Annotated in this window: 19 protein-coding genes; 14 read left to right on the top strand and 5 right to left on the bottom strand. The window is 70.8% G+C overall.

What is annotated here, in order from left to right:
• Positions 1-76: 76 nt before the first annotated feature.
• Both OEB96_RS21495 and OEB96_RS21490 read right to left on the bottom strand, forming a co-directional pair.
• Positions 77-613: a c-type cytochrome gene (locus OEB96_RS21495; protein WP_266218342.1), complete on the bottom strand. Its 537-nt coding sequence runs from the start codon at positions 611-613 to the stop codon at positions 77-79.
• Between the two features lie 396 nt (positions 614-1,009).
• Positions 1,010-2,056 (bottom strand): hypothetical protein, encoded by a 1,047-nt coding sequence (locus tag OEB96_RS21490; protein ID WP_266218341.1) that lies wholly within the window; start codon positions 2,054-2,056, stop codon positions 1,010-1,012.
• 170 nt (positions 2,057-2,226) lie between these two features.
• On the opposite strand from OEB96_RS21490, the gene OEB96_RS21485 reads away from it, so the two are divergent.
• Complete coding sequence (locus tag OEB96_RS21485; RefSeq protein ID WP_266218339.1) at positions 2,227-3,171, top strand: S1 family peptidase; 945 nt, start codon at positions 2,227-2,229, stop codon at positions 3,169-3,171.
• Between the two features lie 24 nt (positions 3,172-3,195).
• On the opposite strand, the gene OEB96_RS21480 is transcribed toward OEB96_RS21485, so the two are convergent.
• The gene (locus OEB96_RS21480) at positions 3,196-4,182 is read right to left on the bottom strand and encodes a prepilin peptidase (RefSeq protein ID WP_266218337.1); all 987 of its coding nucleotides are present in this window, start codon (positions 4,180-4,182) and stop codon (positions 3,196-3,198) included.
• Between the two features lie 130 nt (positions 4,183-4,312).
• Between OEB96_RS21480 and OEB96_RS21475 the strand changes: the two genes are divergently transcribed.
• The 9 genes from OEB96_RS21475 to OEB96_RS21435 all read left to right on the top strand — a co-directional run bounded on the left by OEB96_RS21475 (position 4,313) and on the right by OEB96_RS21435 (position 12,394).
• Positions 4,313-5,299, top strand: a complete 987-nt coding sequence (locus OEB96_RS21475) for a hypothetical protein (RefSeq protein ID WP_266218336.1) — start codon at positions 4,313-4,315, stop codon at positions 5,297-5,299.
• Positions 5,300-5,351: 52 nt separating this feature from the next.
• Complete coding sequence (rsfS, locus tag OEB96_RS21470) at positions 5,352-6,029, top strand: ribosome silencing factor (protein WP_266218334.1); 678 nt, start codon at positions 5,352-5,354, stop codon at positions 6,027-6,029.
• A 9-nt stretch (positions 6,030-6,038) separates the two neighbouring features.
• Positions 6,039-6,467, top strand: coding sequence for a 23S rRNA (pseudouridine(1915)-N(3))-methyltransferase RlmH (locus OEB96_RS21465; protein ID WP_266218332.1), 429 nt, complete (start codon positions 6,039-6,041; stop codon positions 6,465-6,467).
• 30 nt (positions 6,468-6,497) lie between these two features.
• A complete protein-coding gene (locus OEB96_RS21460) occupies positions 6,498-7,154 on the top strand; it encodes a ComF family protein (protein WP_266218330.1) in 657 nt (218 codons plus the stop codon).
• Positions 7,155-7,167: 13 nt separating this feature from the next.
• Positions 7,168-7,665, top strand: a complete 498-nt coding sequence (smpB, locus tag OEB96_RS21455) for an SsrA-binding protein SmpB (protein ID WP_266218329.1) — start codon at positions 7,168-7,170, stop codon at positions 7,663-7,665.
• Positions 7,662-8,294 (top strand): hypothetical protein, encoded by a 633-nt coding sequence (locus OEB96_RS21450; RefSeq protein ID WP_266218327.1) that lies wholly within the window; start codon positions 7,662-7,664, stop codon positions 8,292-8,294. Before smpB ends, OEB96_RS21450 begins: the two co-directional genes overlap by 4 nt.
• A gap of 22 nt (positions 8,295-8,316) precedes the next feature.
• Positions 8,317-9,804 carry an AAA family ATPase gene (locus tag OEB96_RS21445; protein WP_266218325.1) on the top strand — a complete coding sequence of 496 codons (1,488 nt, stop codon included), beginning with the start codon at positions 8,317-8,319 and terminating at the stop codon, positions 9,802-9,804.
• Between the two features lie 8 nt (positions 9,805-9,812).
• Positions 9,813-10,847, top strand: coding sequence for a sulfite exporter TauE/SafE family protein (locus tag OEB96_RS21440; protein WP_266218323.1), 1,035 nt, complete (start codon positions 9,813-9,815; stop codon positions 10,845-10,847).
• Positions 10,848-10,915: 68 nt separating this feature from the next.
• Complete coding sequence (locus OEB96_RS21435; protein ID WP_266218321.1) at positions 10,916-12,394, top strand: leucyl aminopeptidase family protein; 1,479 nt, start codon at positions 10,916-10,918, stop codon at positions 12,392-12,394.
• A gap of 30 nt (positions 12,395-12,424) precedes the next feature.
• On the opposite strand, the gene OEB96_RS21430 is transcribed toward OEB96_RS21435, so the two are convergent.
• The gene (locus tag OEB96_RS21430; RefSeq protein ID WP_266218320.1) at positions 12,425-12,874 is read right to left on the bottom strand and encodes a PilZ domain-containing protein; all 450 of its coding nucleotides are present in this window, start codon (positions 12,872-12,874) and stop codon (positions 12,425-12,427) included.
• A gap of 76 nt (positions 12,875-12,950) precedes the next feature.
• Here OEB96_RS21430 and OEB96_RS21425 point away from each other — a divergent pair, with 76 nt between their 5' ends.
• Together OEB96_RS21425 and OEB96_RS21420 are read left to right on the top strand one after the other, a co-directional pair.
• On the top strand, positions 12,951-13,208 hold the full coding sequence (locus OEB96_RS21425) for a hypothetical protein (RefSeq protein WP_266218318.1): 258 nt from the start codon (positions 12,951-12,953) through the stop codon (positions 13,206-13,208).
• Positions 13,205-13,597: a hypothetical protein gene (locus OEB96_RS21420; protein WP_266218317.1), complete on the top strand. Its 393-nt coding sequence runs from the start codon at positions 13,205-13,207 to the stop codon at positions 13,595-13,597. Before OEB96_RS21425 ends, OEB96_RS21420 begins: the two co-directional genes overlap by 4 nt.
• Positions 13,598-13,609: 12 nt before the next feature.
• Here the strand turns inward: OEB96_RS21420 and OEB96_RS21415 are convergent, their stop codons facing one another.
• Complete coding sequence (locus OEB96_RS21415) at positions 13,610-14,731, bottom strand: LysM peptidoglycan-binding domain-containing protein (RefSeq protein WP_266218315.1); 1,122 nt, start codon at positions 14,729-14,731, stop codon at positions 13,610-13,612.
• Positions 14,732-15,233: 502 nt separating this feature from the next.
• Here OEB96_RS21415 and OEB96_RS21410 point away from each other — a divergent pair.
• Both OEB96_RS21410 and OEB96_RS21405 read left to right on the top strand, forming a co-directional pair.
• Positions 15,234-16,136, top strand: coding sequence for a hypothetical protein (locus OEB96_RS21410; RefSeq protein WP_266218314.1), 903 nt, complete (start codon positions 15,234-15,236; stop codon positions 16,134-16,136).
• Positions 16,137-16,525: 389 nt separating this feature from the next.
• A complete protein-coding gene (locus OEB96_RS21405) occupies positions 16,526-16,969 on the top strand; it encodes a SpoIIAA family protein (protein WP_266218313.1) in 444 nt (147 codons plus the stop codon).
• The last annotated feature ends 20 nt before the right edge of the window (positions 16,970-16,989 follow it).

Raw genomic sequence — 16,989 nt, 5'->3', positions numbered from 1 at the left:
CACGCCAGCACGACGAAGCCCGCGGCGCCTCTCGAGCGAGGACGCGCCGCGGGCTCGGCTCGTCGACGGACGGTGGCTACTCGGGTGCGCCCGCCAGGATCCACTCCTCGATCGTATCGAGCTGCTCCGGGGTGAGCTCCGTGACCGGCATGCCGGGTCGGGCCTTGGGCATGGGCAGCCCGCTGCCACCCGCCGCGACCTGCGTGTTGTTGATCTTGTGCCAGATGTAGCTGGCGTCGGGATCGCCCGGCTCGATGTGGCTCATGCTCATCAGCTGCGGCGCCGCCACGCCCACGATCGCCGCGTGGGCATCGCCGGTCATGTCGAGGAACAGGCCCCACTCGCCATCGGCCTCGTGACAGGCGGTCACGCAGTGCTCGTCCCAGATCGGCTGGATGTCGGCGGCATGGCTCAGGCCCGAGCTGCCCCCCGAGGAGTCCTGCTCCGAGCTGGAGCTGCCCTCCTCCATGCCGGTGTCGGTCATGCCCATGGGCATGGTGGTGGCAGCGATGGTGTCACTGCTCTCGCCGGTGTCATCTCCCGCCGGGCAGGCTGACAGCCCCAGCAGGCTGGTGATCGAAGCAAGTGCGAGCATCGAGCGAAGGGAAGTCATGGGTCGTCCTTGGTGGCTCATGAGTCGCGTGTTCATCTACCGCATTTGCGCCGGTGACGAAACAAAGGATCACGCACCAACAGCGTGCAGCCCCCTACGCACCCACAAACACCCAAGTCGAAACCCCACCAACCACCGACAAACCGCCCGATCGAATGTCGGGGGCGAGCTGGCTGCACCGCCAGCTCCAAGCCGAATGCGGGCGACGATCAGAGTAGAGCCACGCTCGACCTCACCCACGCCCCCCTCTGGGGGGCGAGCTCGCTGCACCGCCAGCTCCAAGCCGAACGCGGGGGGCGATCAGAGTAGAGCCCCACGATCGACCTCACCAACGCCCCCCTCTGGGGGGCGAGCTCGCTGCACCGCCAGCTCCAAGCCGAATGCGGGGGGCTACGACTAGAACCGGCCGTGCAGCGCCACCCCGCCAAAGCGACGAGACGTCGTCGGCACCATCCGCAGCTCGTGGCGTAGCAGCGCCGACGCGGACGGATTGCCGGCCTTCTTGCGCTTGAGCACTCCGACCACGATGAGCGGCACGCCGATCGCCAGACCGGCCGCCCCCACGCCCAGGCCCACCCAACCGATGAGGTTGGCGCGCGAGCCCTCGGCATCGAGCTGGTCGACCCGCGCCTGATCGTTGGGCAGCGTGAGCCCCTCGACTTCCTTTTGCTTGCTGGAGCTGATGATGAGACCGGCCAGACCCATCGAGACCCCCGCCAGGCCGATCGCCGAGACCCCCGAGCCGATGGCGATGAGCGCCAGCCCGGGCTTCTTCTCGCGCTTCTTCCTGGTCTTGCCCCCGGCCGCAGTTCCGCCGCCCTCCGTCGACTCGGCCTCCTCCGCCTCGATCTCCTCGATGAGCGTCTCGGCCTGCTCGATGATGCCCTGCACCTCGGACACGAGCGACGACGCCATCGCGGGCTCGATGGGGCGATAGTCGCTCTCGGCCTCGCCCTCGTCGACGGCGTCGTAGAAGTAGAGGATGTCGAGCGTGATGTTGGCGGTCTCGATCGCCTCCTTGGCGACGTCGATGTCGCGGTCGGCTCTCGCCTGCTCGAGCCGATAGTTGGCGGCGTCCTTGTAGCTCAGCGGATCGCCCGTTGCCTCCGCGCCGGACTCGGTGGCGTCGGCCGCCGCCTCCCAGCGCTCGGCCTCGACGTCGTCGGCCACGCTGGCGCGAAGCTCGTCGCGCTTGGCCTCGCCCTGCTCGGGAGTGAGCCCACCCGCGGGCTTGCTCGACTTCTTCTTCTTCTTGGCCATCATGAACGCTCGATCGAGCGCCCCCGGCACCGCCGCGGCCATGCCGGCCCCGGCAGGCACCAAGAAGTCCCCGCTCGGCCCGCCTCCGTTGGGCCCCGCGATCGCCATCGTCGGCACCGCCAGGGACATCGACAACACCAGCGCCGTCACGGCCGTGCTTCGCCCGCTTCGCGAATCTCTCACCGGGCCAGGGTAGCACGGCTGCAAGGGGCGCCCCTAGCCACCGAACGCTCGCCATCGCTCCCTTTTCGTTGGCGCCAGCACCCCGCGTTGCGGTCGTGGGTCACGGCACGTCCCGCGCACGCGCCATGGCACCCGTAGGGCTGACAAATGTTGCTATGCTGGTGCCCTCCATGGCTTCGATTGCCCCGCTGATTGCCGCCTCGATGCTGGCGCTGGCCGAGCCCGGCTCGACCCCGGGCCCGAGCTCGATGCAGAACCCGGCCGAGCCCCTGCCGGCGGAGCCGATCATCGGCGGCGAGCAGACCGGCGAGTTCGAGTACGGCGCGATCGTTGCCATCCTCACCAGCCATTCCGGCCTGTGCACGGGCACGGTGGTGACCCCGCGCCTCATCCTCACCGCCGCCCACTGCATCGTGGGCCTGCCGCCGCTGGGCGGCGTGGACGTCCACTACGGCCACGATCTCTACGCCAACACGCCCGTCGATGCGGTGGCCTACGGTGCCCACCCCGACTTCGACCCCGAGGGCCGCGAGGACATCTACGACTACGCCTACGTGCTGCTCGGGACCGACTTCTCGCCCCCCGACGGCTTCCTGCCGCCGATCACCGAGCAAGACGAGTGGGACGAGGCGATTCGAGAGGGGGCCACGATCACGCTGGTGGGCTTTGGCGAGGATCCCGACGCGAACAACCCCGTCGCCAGCCTCGGGGTCAAGCGCAAGGTCGACACCACCATCACCCGGTTCTCGGAGCTGGGCCTCGAGTTCTTCGCGGGCGGCGATGGCCACGACTCGTGCCAGGGCGACTCGGGCGGCCCCGCGATCGTACGGCTCGCAGGCGGCGGCGCCCGCTTGGCCGGCATTACCTCGCGCGGCTCCGACCCCTGCGGCGACGGAGGCTTCTACGGCGCACCGTTCCCCGCGCTGGCATGGATCCGCGACGAGACCGGCATCGATCTGCTGCCCGCGGACTGCGAGGACGGCGAGTGCCTCGACATGTCGCCCCCGGCCGAGAAGGAAGGGCGCTGTGCGGTGGGAGCCTCCGAGCGCACGCCCCCGCCGTGGTCCCTGATGCTGCTGGCCCTGGGACTCGTCCGACGTCGGCGCGCACGCTGAAGCGTCGTCCCCCACCGAGCGCGCTCAGGGAGCGGCCCACAGCGGCTCGAGCACGTCGCGCAGCAGCACGAATTCGAGGGCCGCCACCGCGAGGAACGGCCCAAACGGCACCCGCTGGCCGGTGACGCCGGCATCGGCGTCCTCGGGTCCGAGCTCGGGATCGTCACCATGGACCTCGTGGAGCTCGGAGTTGGCCACGCGGCGCCCGAGCAGGAGCAGCGGAACCGAGACGAGCAAGCCCTGCACCGCCCCTGCACCGATGCACCACACCAGACCCGGCAGCCCCGTGAATGCCCCCACCATCAGCAGCAGCTTGGCGTCGCCGAGCCCCAGCGCCTCGATTCCCCGGACCCGCAGATAGAGGGCACGAATGCCGGCGAACGTGCCATAGCCCAGGCCCGCGGCCACCAGCGCCTCGACCCCCGGCACCCCGAGGCCCTCCGGCCACGCGAACGCCACCACGACGCCGATGACCGCCATCGGCAGCACGATCACGTCGGGGATGATCCAGTAGTCGAGATCGATGTACGTGATGACGAGCAGCGAGAGCCCGAACCCGAACCACATGAGCCAGGGGACCACCGCCACGCCACCGCCGGCCACCAGCGGCACGTGCACGACCTTCATGTAGAGCGCAAACGCGAGCACGCCGCTCAGCAGCTCGACCATGAGGTAGCGCAGCGAGAACGGCTCGCCGCACTTGCGGCAGCGCCCGCGCAGGATCAGGTAGGACAGCACCGGGATGTTGTCCCAGCCCGCGATCGGGGTCTCGCAGGCGGGGCAGCGCGAACGCGGCCGCAGCACCGACAGACCCTGGGGCACGCGATGGATGACCACGTTGGCGAAGCTCCCCCACAGGGTGCCCCACACGAACGCGAACAGCCCCGCCCACGGGGACAGCAGGACCTCGATCCAAAAGGGATCGACCGAGACCGGGGTGATCACGCCCGCAATCGGCCCGGCGGCGTCTCGTAGTACGAAGGGGGACGCCCATGCGGTGCTGGCCAGCACGAGGGGCCAGCATAGCGCCGAGCCCCCGGGTTGGCATGCCCGCGCGCCGACCTCTATGCTGCCGCGCGTGCGAGCCCCCGCGCACGGTTCCTCGCCTCCACGCTCGGCCGGACTCCCGGCTGGGCTCCCGGTGCCGTGGTTCCTCGCGCTGGCGCTGGGCGTGCTCGGCTGCGGCGGCGACGGGCCCTCCGAGGACCCCAACCCGAGCTCGGCCGGGCAAGCCGCCCCCGGCTCGCGATCGGTCGAGCTCGATGACGGCGCTGGCTGGGCCGAGCGGCTCTCGGAGCCGACCGTCCCCGACCTGCTGGCGGCCCTCGCCCAGCCCCACGCGGTGGTACGCGAGGCCATGGGGCCCCACCGCCTGCAGATCGTGACCGATGTCGCGCTCTCGGGGGACGCCGCCGCCGCCCGGCATCCGCTCGACACCCCCGTGGTCGAGGACCACGCGATCCACGACGAGCTCGAGCTGCGGTGGGCTCCCGTGCAGAGCGAGGGCTCCGAGCCCGAGCTTCGTCTGTCGCTGTCGCAATCCAACGACCACGATCGCGGGCGCGACGTGGTGGTGATCGGGCCGACCCTCTACGTCCGCCACGCCCACCGTCCGTGGTTCCACCACCTGCAAGAAGGGCCGAGCAGCGGGCTGCGCAGCGACGAGCTCGTCGAACAATGGCTCGACGACGCACAGCGGTCGGTGCACGACGCGATCCAGCTCGCGGCCCCTCGCCTGGCCCTGCGCGCCGACCCCGTGGAGGGGGCCGGACTCTCGGGAGGCTCCGCCGTGGAGATCGTCCTCGCGCCCGCCGACCAGGTCGACCCCTCGCTGGTGGCGGCCGGCCCCACCCAGGGCTGGCGCGCCGACGCCGAGATCGAGGCGGTCGAGGGCACCGTGCGCCTCGACGCGGGTAGCGGAGCGTGGCTGTCGGCCACCGTCGACGTGCGCTATCGGCTGCCGGCGGCCGATGGCCGCGTGATGTCGGGGCACCTGCACGTGCAGGCGCAGGCGGCTCCAGGCTCGGTGGATGTCGTACGAGCGCCCGAGGGCAGCCGCCCCCTCCCGTCACGCCTGCGCTACGACGACGAGCAGCAGCGCCTCCTCGATGGGCTTGCCGCCCCGTGAGACAACGAGCTACAAGGGTTCAGAAGCAGTGAGCGGTACGAGCGGTCCCCAGATGACGTCTTCCTCCTCCACGACCTGGAGCCCGAGAGACCTCCCCACCGAGCTGCGCACCGCCCTCGACGCCGCCCTCGACAAGAAGGCGCTGGCGCCCGCGGTGATGCGCGTGACCGAGCTCGCGGGATACACCGACTGGGTCATGATCCTCTCCGCTCGCTCCGAGCGGCAGGTGGCCGCGATCGCGGAGGCCATCGTCCGTGCACTCAAGGGCCACGGCGTGCGCCCCCGGGGCACCGATGGCTTCGAGGGGCACCAGTGGGACCTGCTCGACTACGACGACTTCATCGTCCACGTGTTCCATCACCCGGTGCGAACCCACTTCGACCTCGAGAGCATGTGGAGCGATGCGCCACGGGTCGAGCTGGGGCTGCCGCCCGAGGTCATGGACACCTCGAGCCTCCAGGACGTGTTCGCCCCCACCCCGAGCGCGCGGCCCGAGTACCACGGTGACGTCCGCTTCGGCGGCTTCGACGACGAGTTCGACGACGACGGCGACGAGTTCGACGACGACGACGGCGACGGCGACGGCGACGGCGAGGCGCTCGAGGGCGACGAGGACGAGTACGACGACGCGCTCGACGACGACGGTTCCGACGAGCCCGGCGACGACGCGGACGACGAGTGGGCCGACGAGCTGCCGGCCGACGAGGCCGAGGACGTCACGCCCGCCTGAGGCCAGCTCGTGCAGCTGCGGGTGCTCGCGATCGGCAAGCTTCGGGACTCTCGCCTCGAGGGTGTTTGTGACGAGTACGTCAAGCGATCGCGCTCGCTGCTGCCGATCGAGCGCGTGGCCTGTCGCAGCGCGGCGGATCAGGAGCGGCTGGCCGGGCAGGACGGCGCGCCCGTGATCGTGCTCGACGAGCGCGGCGAGCAGCTCGACACCGCGGCGCTGGCCGCCCTGCTCGGCAGCATGCGCAGCGCGGGGCGCCGCCGGGTCGACTTCCTCATCGGCGACGCGCATGGCTACGACGATGCCGCCCGCGCCCGCGCCGATCGGGTGCTGGCGCTGTCGCGCCTCACCCTGCCCCACCGGCTCGCCCAGCTCCTGCTGTGCGAGCAGCTCTACCGGGTGGGCACGGTGCTGGCGGGGCATCCGTATCACCACGCCTGACCGCCATTTTTCCTGCAACACCCGGGTCTCGTGGCCGATGTAGAGCACGTGCTGCTCTCCCTGCTGTTCCCTCCCGTGTGCCTCGGCTGCGGCGTGCTGCTGCGCCGCGGCGCCGACCCTCACCTGCCGCTGTGCCAGCGCTGCGCCCTCGAGCACGTCGGCCTGCCCTCGGCCGCTCGTGCCATCGCCGGGATCTCGGCCGTGCACGCCTACGCCGGGCCCCTGCTGCGAGCGCTCCAGCGCCTCAAGTTCCACCACCAGCCCGCATGGGCCGGACCGCTCGGCTCCGTGCTCGCCAGCAGCCCCGCCTTCGACCTCGGCTGGGACGCGCTGGTCCCCGTGCCCCTGCATCCCGCGCGTCTGCGCCAGCGGGGCTACAACCAGTCCGCCCTGCTGGCTCGATTTGGACGGGCCCAGCGTCCGTGCCCTCGCCCTCCGCTTCGCCCACACTGGCTGCAGCGCGCCCGAGACACCGCCCCGCAGCACCGCCTGCCCGCCGACCAGCGCCCAGGCAACGTCCACGAGGCGTTTCGTGCCCCGCACCCCGAGCGCGTGGCCGACCGTCGGATCCTGCTGGTCGACGACGTCACCACCACCGGAGCCACCCTCCACGCCGCCCGCCGTGCCCTCCTTGCCGCCGGAGCCGCCGAGGTCGGCGCGCTTGCCCTGCTTCGGACCCTCGCATAACGTCCCCGCCACCTTGGCCGCCGCGTCGAAGAAATCGGGCAAGCCCAAGACCACGGCGCCCCCCGGCTCGTCGCTGGCGCAGAACAAGCGCGCCGCGTTCGACTACGAGATCCTCGAGCGCTTCGAGGCCGGCATCGTCCTGCACGGCAGCGAGGTCAAGTCGATCCGCGACGGCAAGATGAGCCTGGCCGAGTCCTACGCCCAGTTCCAGGGCGACGAGCTGTTCCTGCTCGGGGCCCACGTGGCCGAGTTCCCCCAGGCGCACCAGCGCAACCATCCGCCGGTGCGCGCCCGCAAGCTGCTCATGCACCGCCGCCAGCTCGACCGCCTGCACGAGGAGGTGAAGCAGGCCGGCATGACCCTCGTGGTCCTGCAGGTCTACCTCAAGGACGGGCGGATCAAGGTCGAGCTCGGGCTCGGCCGCGGCAAGAAGGTCCATGACAAGCGCGCCTCCATCAAGGACCGCGAGCAGCAGCGAGAGGTCCGGCGAGCGCTGCGGGAGCACCGTTGAACGATCCGCGGACCGAGGCCGCCCAGGCCCTCGAGCAGCTGCTCCTTCGCGCGCGGCGAACCGCGCTGTCGGCCGCCGACTGCCAGCGCATGCTCGAGCACGTGGGCCTGGTGCCCGGCCGGCTGCGCCAGGTGGCGCACACGCTCTCGGCCCAGCGCGACTCGGCCTCCACCGCCGCGCTGCTGCAGCTGCCTCCGCACGTGCCCGGCGTGGTCGAGGGGACCCATGGTGCGCTGCTGGTCGGAGTCGCCCGCACCCGCCGAGACGGCGAGCCCTGCCCACACCTCCTGGCCATCGACTTTCGGCGCTCCCGGGCCAAGACCTTCCCCGCGCTCCTCGAGCGCGCGCATGCGGTGTTCGGCCTCGACTTCGAGCGCCTCGACGTGGGCGGCGAGCCCTGCTTTCGCGTGAGCCTGCGCGAGGGCCCGGGGACCTTCGCCGGCCGCGTCGCCGCTCGCTCGCAGGACGTCCAGTGGCTGCACCTCCGCCTCGGTCGCCTGCGCGGCACCCGGCTGTGGCTCAACGGCTGGTGCTTCCCCGTCGACGGAGCCTGGCGCGCCCCCATCCAGGTGCACCTGGTCCGCGCCTGGCTGTCGTGGGCGGCGAGTCAGACCCAGACCCAACACTAGCGCAGGCACTCGCAGGAGCCGAATGGACGATCTTCGCACCCGCATCGAGCGTGCGCTCCGGGCCGGAGTCCGCGGCGTGCTGCTGCAGACCCCGGAGGAGGATCGCGCGCTCGAGGTGCTCGAGCACGTGGCCGAGCGGCTGCACTGGCGCCTCCACACGTGGAGCGCCGCCTCCGGCATCGACCACGGCAAGCCGCGTGCGCTCGCCGATCTGCTGCACGAGCTGCAAGGCCACACCGACGACGCGCTGTGGGTGCTGCTCGACGCCGGAGCCGGCCTCGAGTCCCCGCCCTTGCGACGAGCCGTGCGCGAGCTGACCCAGCGCGAGCGTGGTCCCGCGGTGGTGATGGTGGAGCCCCCCGGGCCCTCCATCTCCACGCTGTCGTCGATCCCCGAGCTGGTGGTGGAGGCGCTGCCCCCTCCCGATCTCGAGGAGCTCGCCCAGCACATCGCCTGGGTCGCCGACCTCCTCGCCGAGCACGATCACCCCGACGCGCGCGAGCGACTGCATCCCCACGCGTCCGCGCTCGCCCGGGCGGCCCTGGGCCTGCCGCGACAGGCGGTCGACCGTCTGCTGGCCGAGACCGTGCTCGAGCACGGCCCCGATCCCGACGCCCTGCGCCGCACCATCGCCGCCCGCAAGCCGTCCACCCTCGATCGCAGCGGCATGCTCGAGGTCTGCGAGCCGGTGCCGCCGCAGGCCCTGGGCGGCCTGCCCCGGCTCAAGGCGTGGCTCCACCGCCGCGCCCTCGCCCTCGACCCCGCCGCGCGCCAAGCCGCCATCCCTGCCCCTCGCGGGGTGCTGCTGCTGGGCGTGCAGGGCTGCGGCAAGTCCCTCGCCGCCCGCGTCAGCGCCCACATCCTGGGCCTGCCCCTGCTCCGCCTCGAGCCCGGCCGCCTGTTCGGCGGTACGGTGGGCGAGAGCGAGGCCAACCTGCGCCGCACCCTCGCGCTCGTGGAGCGCCTGGCCCCCGCGGTCCTGTGGCTCGACGAGATCGACAAGGGCCTGGCCGGCACCGAGGGCGCCGCCAGCGACGCGGGAACCGCCGCGCGCGTGGTGGGGGGCCTGCTGACCTGGCTGCAGGAGCGGCAGCAGCCCGTGTTCGTGGCCGCCACCGCCAATCGCGTGGATGCGCTGCCGCCCGAGCTGCTGCGCCGCGGGAGGCTCGACGAGATCTTCTTCGTCGATCTCCCCAACGCCGAGCAGCGCCAGGAGATCCTGCGCGTGCACCTCGAGCACGAGCCACGCCGCATCCTCGGAGGTGCACCGCCCTGTGCCGATCCTTGGCCCGCCTTCGCGTCTGCGATCGCCGACGCCGACGGCTGGAGCGGCGCCGAGATCGAGGCCGCGCTGGTCGAGGCCCGACTCGATGCGTTCGCCGAGGGACGCCCGCTGGCGGCCGCGGATCTGCGCCGTGCGGTGGAAGCCACCGTTCCGCTCTCACGAACCCGCGCCGAGAGCATCGGCGCGCTTCGAGCCTGGGCCAGCGAGCGCGCGCGCCCGGCATGAATCGGCGCTTGGCAGGCGCGCCCGATGCCGTTAGTGTTCGTTCCACGGACCACGCGACCCCTCCGCGCCGCGCCGTGTGGTGGCCCTGGTTCGCATGGCTGGCCGCGTTCTATGCCGTTTGGCTCGGCCTGCAGCTCTCGCTCGGCACGTGGGAACAGACCAAGGCCCACTGGCCGATTGCGGTCGCGATGGCCTTGGGTTCCTACGTCGCCGGCTCCACACCAATGGGCGGAGGCACGATCGGCTTCCCGATGCTCGTGCTCCTGTTCGAGCTCCCACCAGGCCTGGGTCGAAACTTCGCGCTCGCGATCCAATCGATCGGCATGACGTCGGCCACGATCTTCATCCTCTGCTTGCGGATCCCCATCGAGGGTCGCGTGATCCTCTGGAGCCTCCCTCCCGCCGCGATGGGCCTGCTCGTCGGCACGTCCATCCTCGTCCCCATGCTCGACGACACCATCGTCAAATTGATCTTTGCCTGCCTGTGGATGAGCTTTGCCGTGCTCACTTGGTTGCGCAACCGCGAGTTGTGCGCGCTACGTGGCCGACCGGAGCTCCGGGGTGCAACGGCCCGAAAGGTGGGTCTGCTGGTGGGTCTGAGCGGTGGCATCACCACGGCCCTCACGGGAGTCGGCATCGACATGATTCTCTACTCGGTGCTCGTGCTCTCGTTCCGCTGCGAGCTCGTCACCGCCATTGCGAGCTCGGTGGTCCTGATGGCATCGACCTCGTTGATGGGCGTCGGGCTCCACCTCTCACTCGGCGACATCCAACCCGAGGTCTTCGCCAATTGGCTCGCCGCGTCGCCGGTGGTGATCCTGGGCGCTCCTTTGGGCGCCTACCTGGTCACGCTCATCTCGCGAGCGCGAACGATGTGGTTCGTCGCCTTCCTGTGTGCCTTCAGCTTCGTGTGGACTCTGGCCCGGGTCGAGCTTGGCCCGACGCAGATCGTGTTCGTGATCGCCAACCTGATCGTCGCCGGGCTCATCTTCTCTGCGATGGATCGCTCCGGCCGCGCCAGACATGATCGTGTCGTTCGCTGATCAAATGCCGTAGGAGCCACGAATTGGGGTGTAAAGCCCTCGCGCGCGATTGCATACTCCAGGGCATCGTGACGACCCTCAGCTTCGCAAGCTCCATCAAGGCCCTGCTCAAGGGCGCCCACGAGCTCCTGCTCATCGCCCCCGTCGCCTCGCTGTCGTCCAAGAAGACGCCGCGCCTGTTCGGTCGCCGCGTCGATGCGCTGTGCCGCGACCTCGCGTCCGATCTCGATCCCGGTGATCGCGGCGCGGTGTCGACCTCGCTCGGCGCCGAGGGCCTGCGCTGGGTCCACGTGGGCGCCCTTCCGGACCGACTCTCGCGCTACAACTGCCCCGCCCGGGCCGACTCGATCCGCAACGTGGTCGCCCAGGCCGGCCTGGGGCACAAGGGCAAGCTCGCGATCGTGCTGGTGCTCGACGACCCCGCGCATGCGCTCGCCGCCGCCAACGCGGTCAGCCGAGCCCTCCCCGCCTATACCGCCAAGAGCAACGCCTCGCGCCAGCGCGTGCAGGTGCTCGCCGTCGACGGCAGCGGTGCGGTGATCCCCATCGACAAGGCCACCCAGCACACGGTGCAGCTCGCCCGCGAGGCGGCCGAGATCGTCGACACGCCGCCGTCCGAGCTGCACCCGGCGGCCTTCGCCGCGCGGGCCCGCGCCTTGCTCGAAGCGCTGCCCGGGGTGAGCCTCGAGGAGCTCGCGGGCCAAGACCTGGTCACCCATGGCCTGAACGGGATCTTCAACGTGGGCAAGGCAGCGAGCTCGGCACCGCGCATGCTCGTCGCCACCTACGAAGGGATGGGTCACGGCAAGGACGCCGCCACCGAGCACGTGGCGCTGGTGGGCAAGGGCGTCACGTTCGACACCGGCGGACTCCACGTCAAGGCGCGGGGCTCCATGGAGGGCATGAAGGCCGACATGGGAGGCGCGGCCGCGGTGCTCGGCGCGTTCACGTCGTTGGTTCGCGGCGGCTGCCACCACCGCCTGAGCCTGCTGCTGTGCCTGGCCGAGAATGCGATCGACGCGGCCTCCTACAAGCCCGACGACATCCTGCACATGCACTCGGGCAAGACGGTCGAGATCAACAACACCGACGCCGAGGGCCGGCTACTGCTCGCCGACGGGGTCAGCTGGGCCGCCCGCGAACTCGAGGCGACGGTCGTGATCGATGCGGCCACCCTCACCGGAGCCCAGCTCGTCTCCACCGGGCTCGTGCATGCGGCGGTCGTCAGCAACGACGAGGCGCTCGAGCGCGCCGCCGTCGAGGCCGGCCGCCACAGCGGCGATCTGTGCCATCCCCTGCCCTTTGCGCCCGAGCTCTACCGCCACGAGTTCTCGAGCCCGGTCGCCGACATGCGCAACTCGGTGGCCAACCGCAACAACGCCCAGTGCAGCTGCGCCGCGCAGTTCGTCTACGAGCACCTCGCCGACGCCCCCAAGGCGCGCTCGCGTCGCTGGTGCCACATCGATCTCGCCGGGCCCGCGTTCCCCAAGGACCGCGGCACGGGCTTCGGGGTGGCCCTCATTGCCCAGCTCGTGCGCTCGCTATGACCGGCCAAGACCGCGCGGCCAAGACCGCGCTCAGCTCTTGCTCTCGAGCAGGCGCGCCACCAACCCGTGCGTACGCAGGGTCTCGTCGGTGTGCGCCGTACGCCGAGCCTGCCGATACGCCTCGTCGCGCAGCAGGATCTTGCGCACCACGTCGCGCGAGGCCTCGCTGAGCTCGACGAACTCGACCCCCATGCCCGAGGGCTCGCCATCGACCGCGTGTCGCACCACGCGGCCCTGGCCCTGGAACAGCACCGGATGGTCCGGCTCGGGAAAGGCCGTGAAGCACAGCTCGATGGCCGAGCCCACGTCGAGCGGCTCGTCGGTGTGCACGAAGCACCCGGTCTCGGACAGGTCGCTGATCGGGGTCGTCGCGCGAGGATCGAGCCCGCTTACGGCAGCACTCATGGGCACGCGCCTGCCCCTACGGCGATCGGAGGATTTCCCTGAGGTCGTCACGAAATGTACGCCCCCAAGATACATGCAAAACCCGGCCGCTGCCGAGGGGGCCGGGCGTGCGCGGGCTTGGCGGCCGTCCGGGCCTGCTAGAGTGCGCCCCATGCCCGACCGCGGCGAACGATTCCGGCGTTTGCGCACCCCCCGGACCGGTGATCTGTTCGAGCACTTCGGCGTTCCCGCCACGGTGGAGCCTGCCCCGGAGCCGGGAGCCATGGCTCCCGTGGTCTCCGCGGCCGCCTGCGACGGCTGCGGCTGGTACCGGGCCCTTCCCGTGCGTGGCCCCTGTCCCCTGTGCGGGGCGCCCGGCCGGGAAGCCAACCGACCCACCAGCTCGGACTCGCGCCGGGAGGCGGGGTGAGCCGCTACGTCCACGTCACCGCCACGGCCCTCGCCGATCTCGAGGAGATCGCGTCGGCGCTCGAGGGCCTGGGCCTGCCCTTCGAGCGCCGACACGGGCAAGTGATGCTGGAGGGCAGCCTCGAGTGCCCGGGGGAGCCCGTGGACCTGCGATTGCCCGCCGGCACGCTGGACACGGTCGAGGACTTCGGCTTCGTGCGGACGCCCGACGGCCTGCGCCTGGTGTGCGGCGAGCTCGACCAGCGCCTCCTGGCCGAGCGCTTCCTGCCTCCGCTCCGCGCCGCCGTCACCGAGGCGCGCGTACGAGACGCGGCATCCGAGGCCGGCCTCGCGATCGAGCACACCACCGTCGCCAACGGTCGTCGCCGGCTGGTGCTGCGCCGCCGCTAGTCCGCACCAGGGCTAGTTTCGAAAGCGCACGTGGAAGTGGTGCCGGTGGCTCGGCCAGTGCCGGATGATCCCATGCGCGCGCCCGCGCCCGTGCGGATACTGGAACAGCCGGTCGAGCTCGCGCTGGGACACGCCCTGGGCCTTGGCGTGCTCGTAGAGCCGCTGCTGGATCCGGTAGTCCACGAACACGTAGACCACCTGCCGGGTGTCGAGGAGCGCCTCGAGCAGCGCCCACGTGCGCGCCACGTCGAGGTTGTCCTCGGTCACCCCACGAAAGCGCGTGCCGCCGGCCTGGGCCCCGCGCAGCACATAGCCGAGATCGATGTCGCGACCGGTCTGATGCGACAGGTGCGGACGGAAGTGGCCGCCGCCCTTGCGGCTGATGTCGCCCACCACCACCTTGGGCGCCCCCGGATGCGAGCGCTGATACTTGGCCACCGCGCCCTCGAGCAGACCGATGGTCTTCGACGTGCCATAGGCCGCGCTCGGCCGCTTCACGTGGAGGTGCTCGCTGGACGACAGGGCCACCGAGACCCGTGGGCGCGAGGCTCCCCCTGCCTTCTTCTTCGAGCTCGCCGACTTGGCCGAAGGCTCGGGGGGTAGGAAGTCCGGAACCAGGCCGCCGTCGACCCACACCACCAGGCGCTGGCCCGCACGCACATGGTTGGGATTGGAGATCGCCCCGTCCTGCCCCTCGAGGAGCGCCTCCAGCGTCAGGCCATACGTCTGCGCGATGGCCCCCAGCGTCTCGCCTGGCTTCACCTCGTGCTCGATGCGCTGGACCAGGCGGGGAAAGATCTCGGGACACACGCGGATCTTGTCGCCGGGGCGAATGAGGTTGGGGTCGGAGAGCTGGGCATTGAGCGCGACCAGCTCGACCGTTCGTACCCCGTAGCGCCCAGCGATGATCCCCAGGTGCTCCCCGCTCTCCACCGTGTGCTCGTAGAGCGGCATCCGATGCCCGCAGTCCGCGTGGGTTGGAGCGCGTGTGGGACGATCCCCCGCGGTCACGGGCAGCGCGCTCGGGTCGGTTCCGCCATCGACCTCGTCCTCTTCATCGGCGTCGGCATCCCGCGCGGTCGTCACTGGCGGTCGGCGCGGGCTCACCGCTGCGGCCATCGCTGGCGAGGCCATCGAGCCCCATCCCAGCACGCCGCCCAGCAGGCAAGCCAACCACCCCTTGGATCCCCTCGCACCGGTCACCCATGCGAAGGGGCCAGAGGAGGCACTTCGACCACGAATTCGGGGTCCGCCCAGGCTCGTGTCGCACATGTCCTACCTTGTATGCAGATCCTGACCGCCTCTCCAAGAAAGAGGCAGGCGCAGCCTGCCGCCAAGGCCCTGCGGCGCCGACAGGCGACGCTCCCGGAGGGGCCGCCAAGAACAGCCCGCTCCAGCCCTCACTCGCCACCAACTCCCACCAAGACCACCGCGCTCCAGCCCTCCCTGGCCACCAACTCCCCACCAAGACCAGCGCGCTTCCAGCCCTCCTTGGCCACCAAACTCCACGAGATCGCCCATGAACAAGCCCCCGGACCCTGCCGTCCCATGCCGGCCGCGCGTTTGGCCCGACCATGCTTGCATCCCCCTGCATTGCGCCCGACGATGCGGAACGCCCTTCAGGAGCAGCAACGGCATGATCATGGACTTGCGTCTTCCCTTTGCCCGCGGCATCGCCGCTTTGGGCCTCCTTGCCCCCTTGGCCCTCGCCGCCTGTGGTGACGACCCCCAAAGCGGTGGCTTGACCATCAATTACACCTTCGCGCCGGGGGTGAGCTGCAACGAGGACCAGGAGAACGTGGTCGACGTTCGGGTCGAGCTCGGCGAGGAGGGCTCGGTCGCCGCCGAGACCGAGACCTGCGACAACGCGGGCGGGGAGCTCGTCCTCGCCGGGGTTCCCGCCGGCACCCACGACATGTTCGTGCTGGGCATCGACGACCAGGGCGATGCGGTGCTGGACAACCTCGGTGGCCTCACCGCCGACGATCGCGTGGAGATCATCGGTGGCAATGCCAAGACCGTGAGCGTGGAGCTGGGGTTGGCGCCGGCCCGACTCGAGGTTCGGTTCCAGGTCGAGATCGACGACTTCGGGGTGCAGTGCACCGCGGACAACGTGACCATCAAGGGCTTGCGGGTGCAGGCCTGGTCGATCTCCAGCGCCACCATGCTCATCTCCCACGACTTCGACCTGTGCGACTTCGCCGGCTACATCCCCGTGCCCGACCCGATGCGCCAGATCAACGGCCGGCAGTTCGACACGGTCCGGCTGCAGGCCCTCGATGCGTCCAACAACCCGGTGGGCGGCCTCGTGGAGATCGAGCTGGGAGCCTCGGTGGGCGCGGGCAAGCAGCTCCAGCTCGACGTGAGCTGCGACGATGTGTCCCAGGATTGCGAAGCGCAGGTGCTGGGTGGTGGCAGCGGGACCACCACCACCACCGACGACCCAACCGGCGATCTCACTGGCGGTGAGACCTCGGGCGGCGGCGACGCAACGGCGGGCGGAGACACCACCGCCGGTGGTGACACCACGGGCGGTTGAGCGTCTTCTCGACGCCCCGTACCAATACCTGGCCAAGAACGCCAACCCTGGCCAAGAACGCCAACCCTGGCCAACGCGCCAACCCTGGCCAATGAAGTCTTGACCCAATCGGAGGTCGCAGATGGTCCAGTTTGGGCCACCGCGACCTCGCCCTTTGGGCCCGATACGAGCCCCCGAGTCGGCCACCACGCAAGCTGGCGATCGGGGGTCTCGCATGTCGGTAGCCGTTGCTTCCGCGGCGGCGTTTCTCTATGCTGGACGCTGGCTTCGAGTGGCCATCGCAGGCGCTTCGAGGCTCGTGAACAACGCCGCGCTGATTCGCCCCACGTGCTCTCGCGCCCGTCCCCACGGCGCGAGCGCGGGATCTCGTACCTCCCATCTCCCTCGCCTTGGCACCCCCCATCCACTACACGCAGCAGCCATCGAAGCTCGCGGCCAGTTTGGGCACCGCCTGCATTCGCGTGCATGGTGGCGGCTTCGTGACCCGAGAGATGCTCGAGCAAACCGCCGACGATCTACGCCGAGAGCTCCGCGCCTCCCCCTCCTCCGGGTTGCTCGTCGATCTTCGCGAAGTGGCGGGCTACGAGACCTCGTGCCTGGCCCCGGCCCTGCAGTTCTTGCGGGAGGCCGCGGGATTGGGACTGCGGAGGATCGCCCTGGTGGCGTCCTCCTCGGTGCTTCGAACCGCGTCACGCGTGGCCTCGCAGGGCGTCTTGGTCGAGCTACGCACCTTCGATCACGAGCCCTCGGCCGCCCAGTGGCTGCTCGGTCCGGGCGTGGTCATGGCGCGAACCCATCACTCGTCGTCGTCCGCGTCGGCCGCCGCGCCGTAGCGCGTGCGCTCGCGCCCACG

The sequence above is a fragment of the Paraliomyxa miuraensis genome (assembly GCF_026337845.1).
GTDB lineage: Bacteria > Myxococcota_A > Polyangia > Nannocystales > Nannocystaceae > Paraliomyxa > Paraliomyxa miuraensis.
The sequence above is the reverse complement of the archived record's forward strand: the minus strand, read 5'-3'. Positions and strand labels throughout refer to the sequence as shown.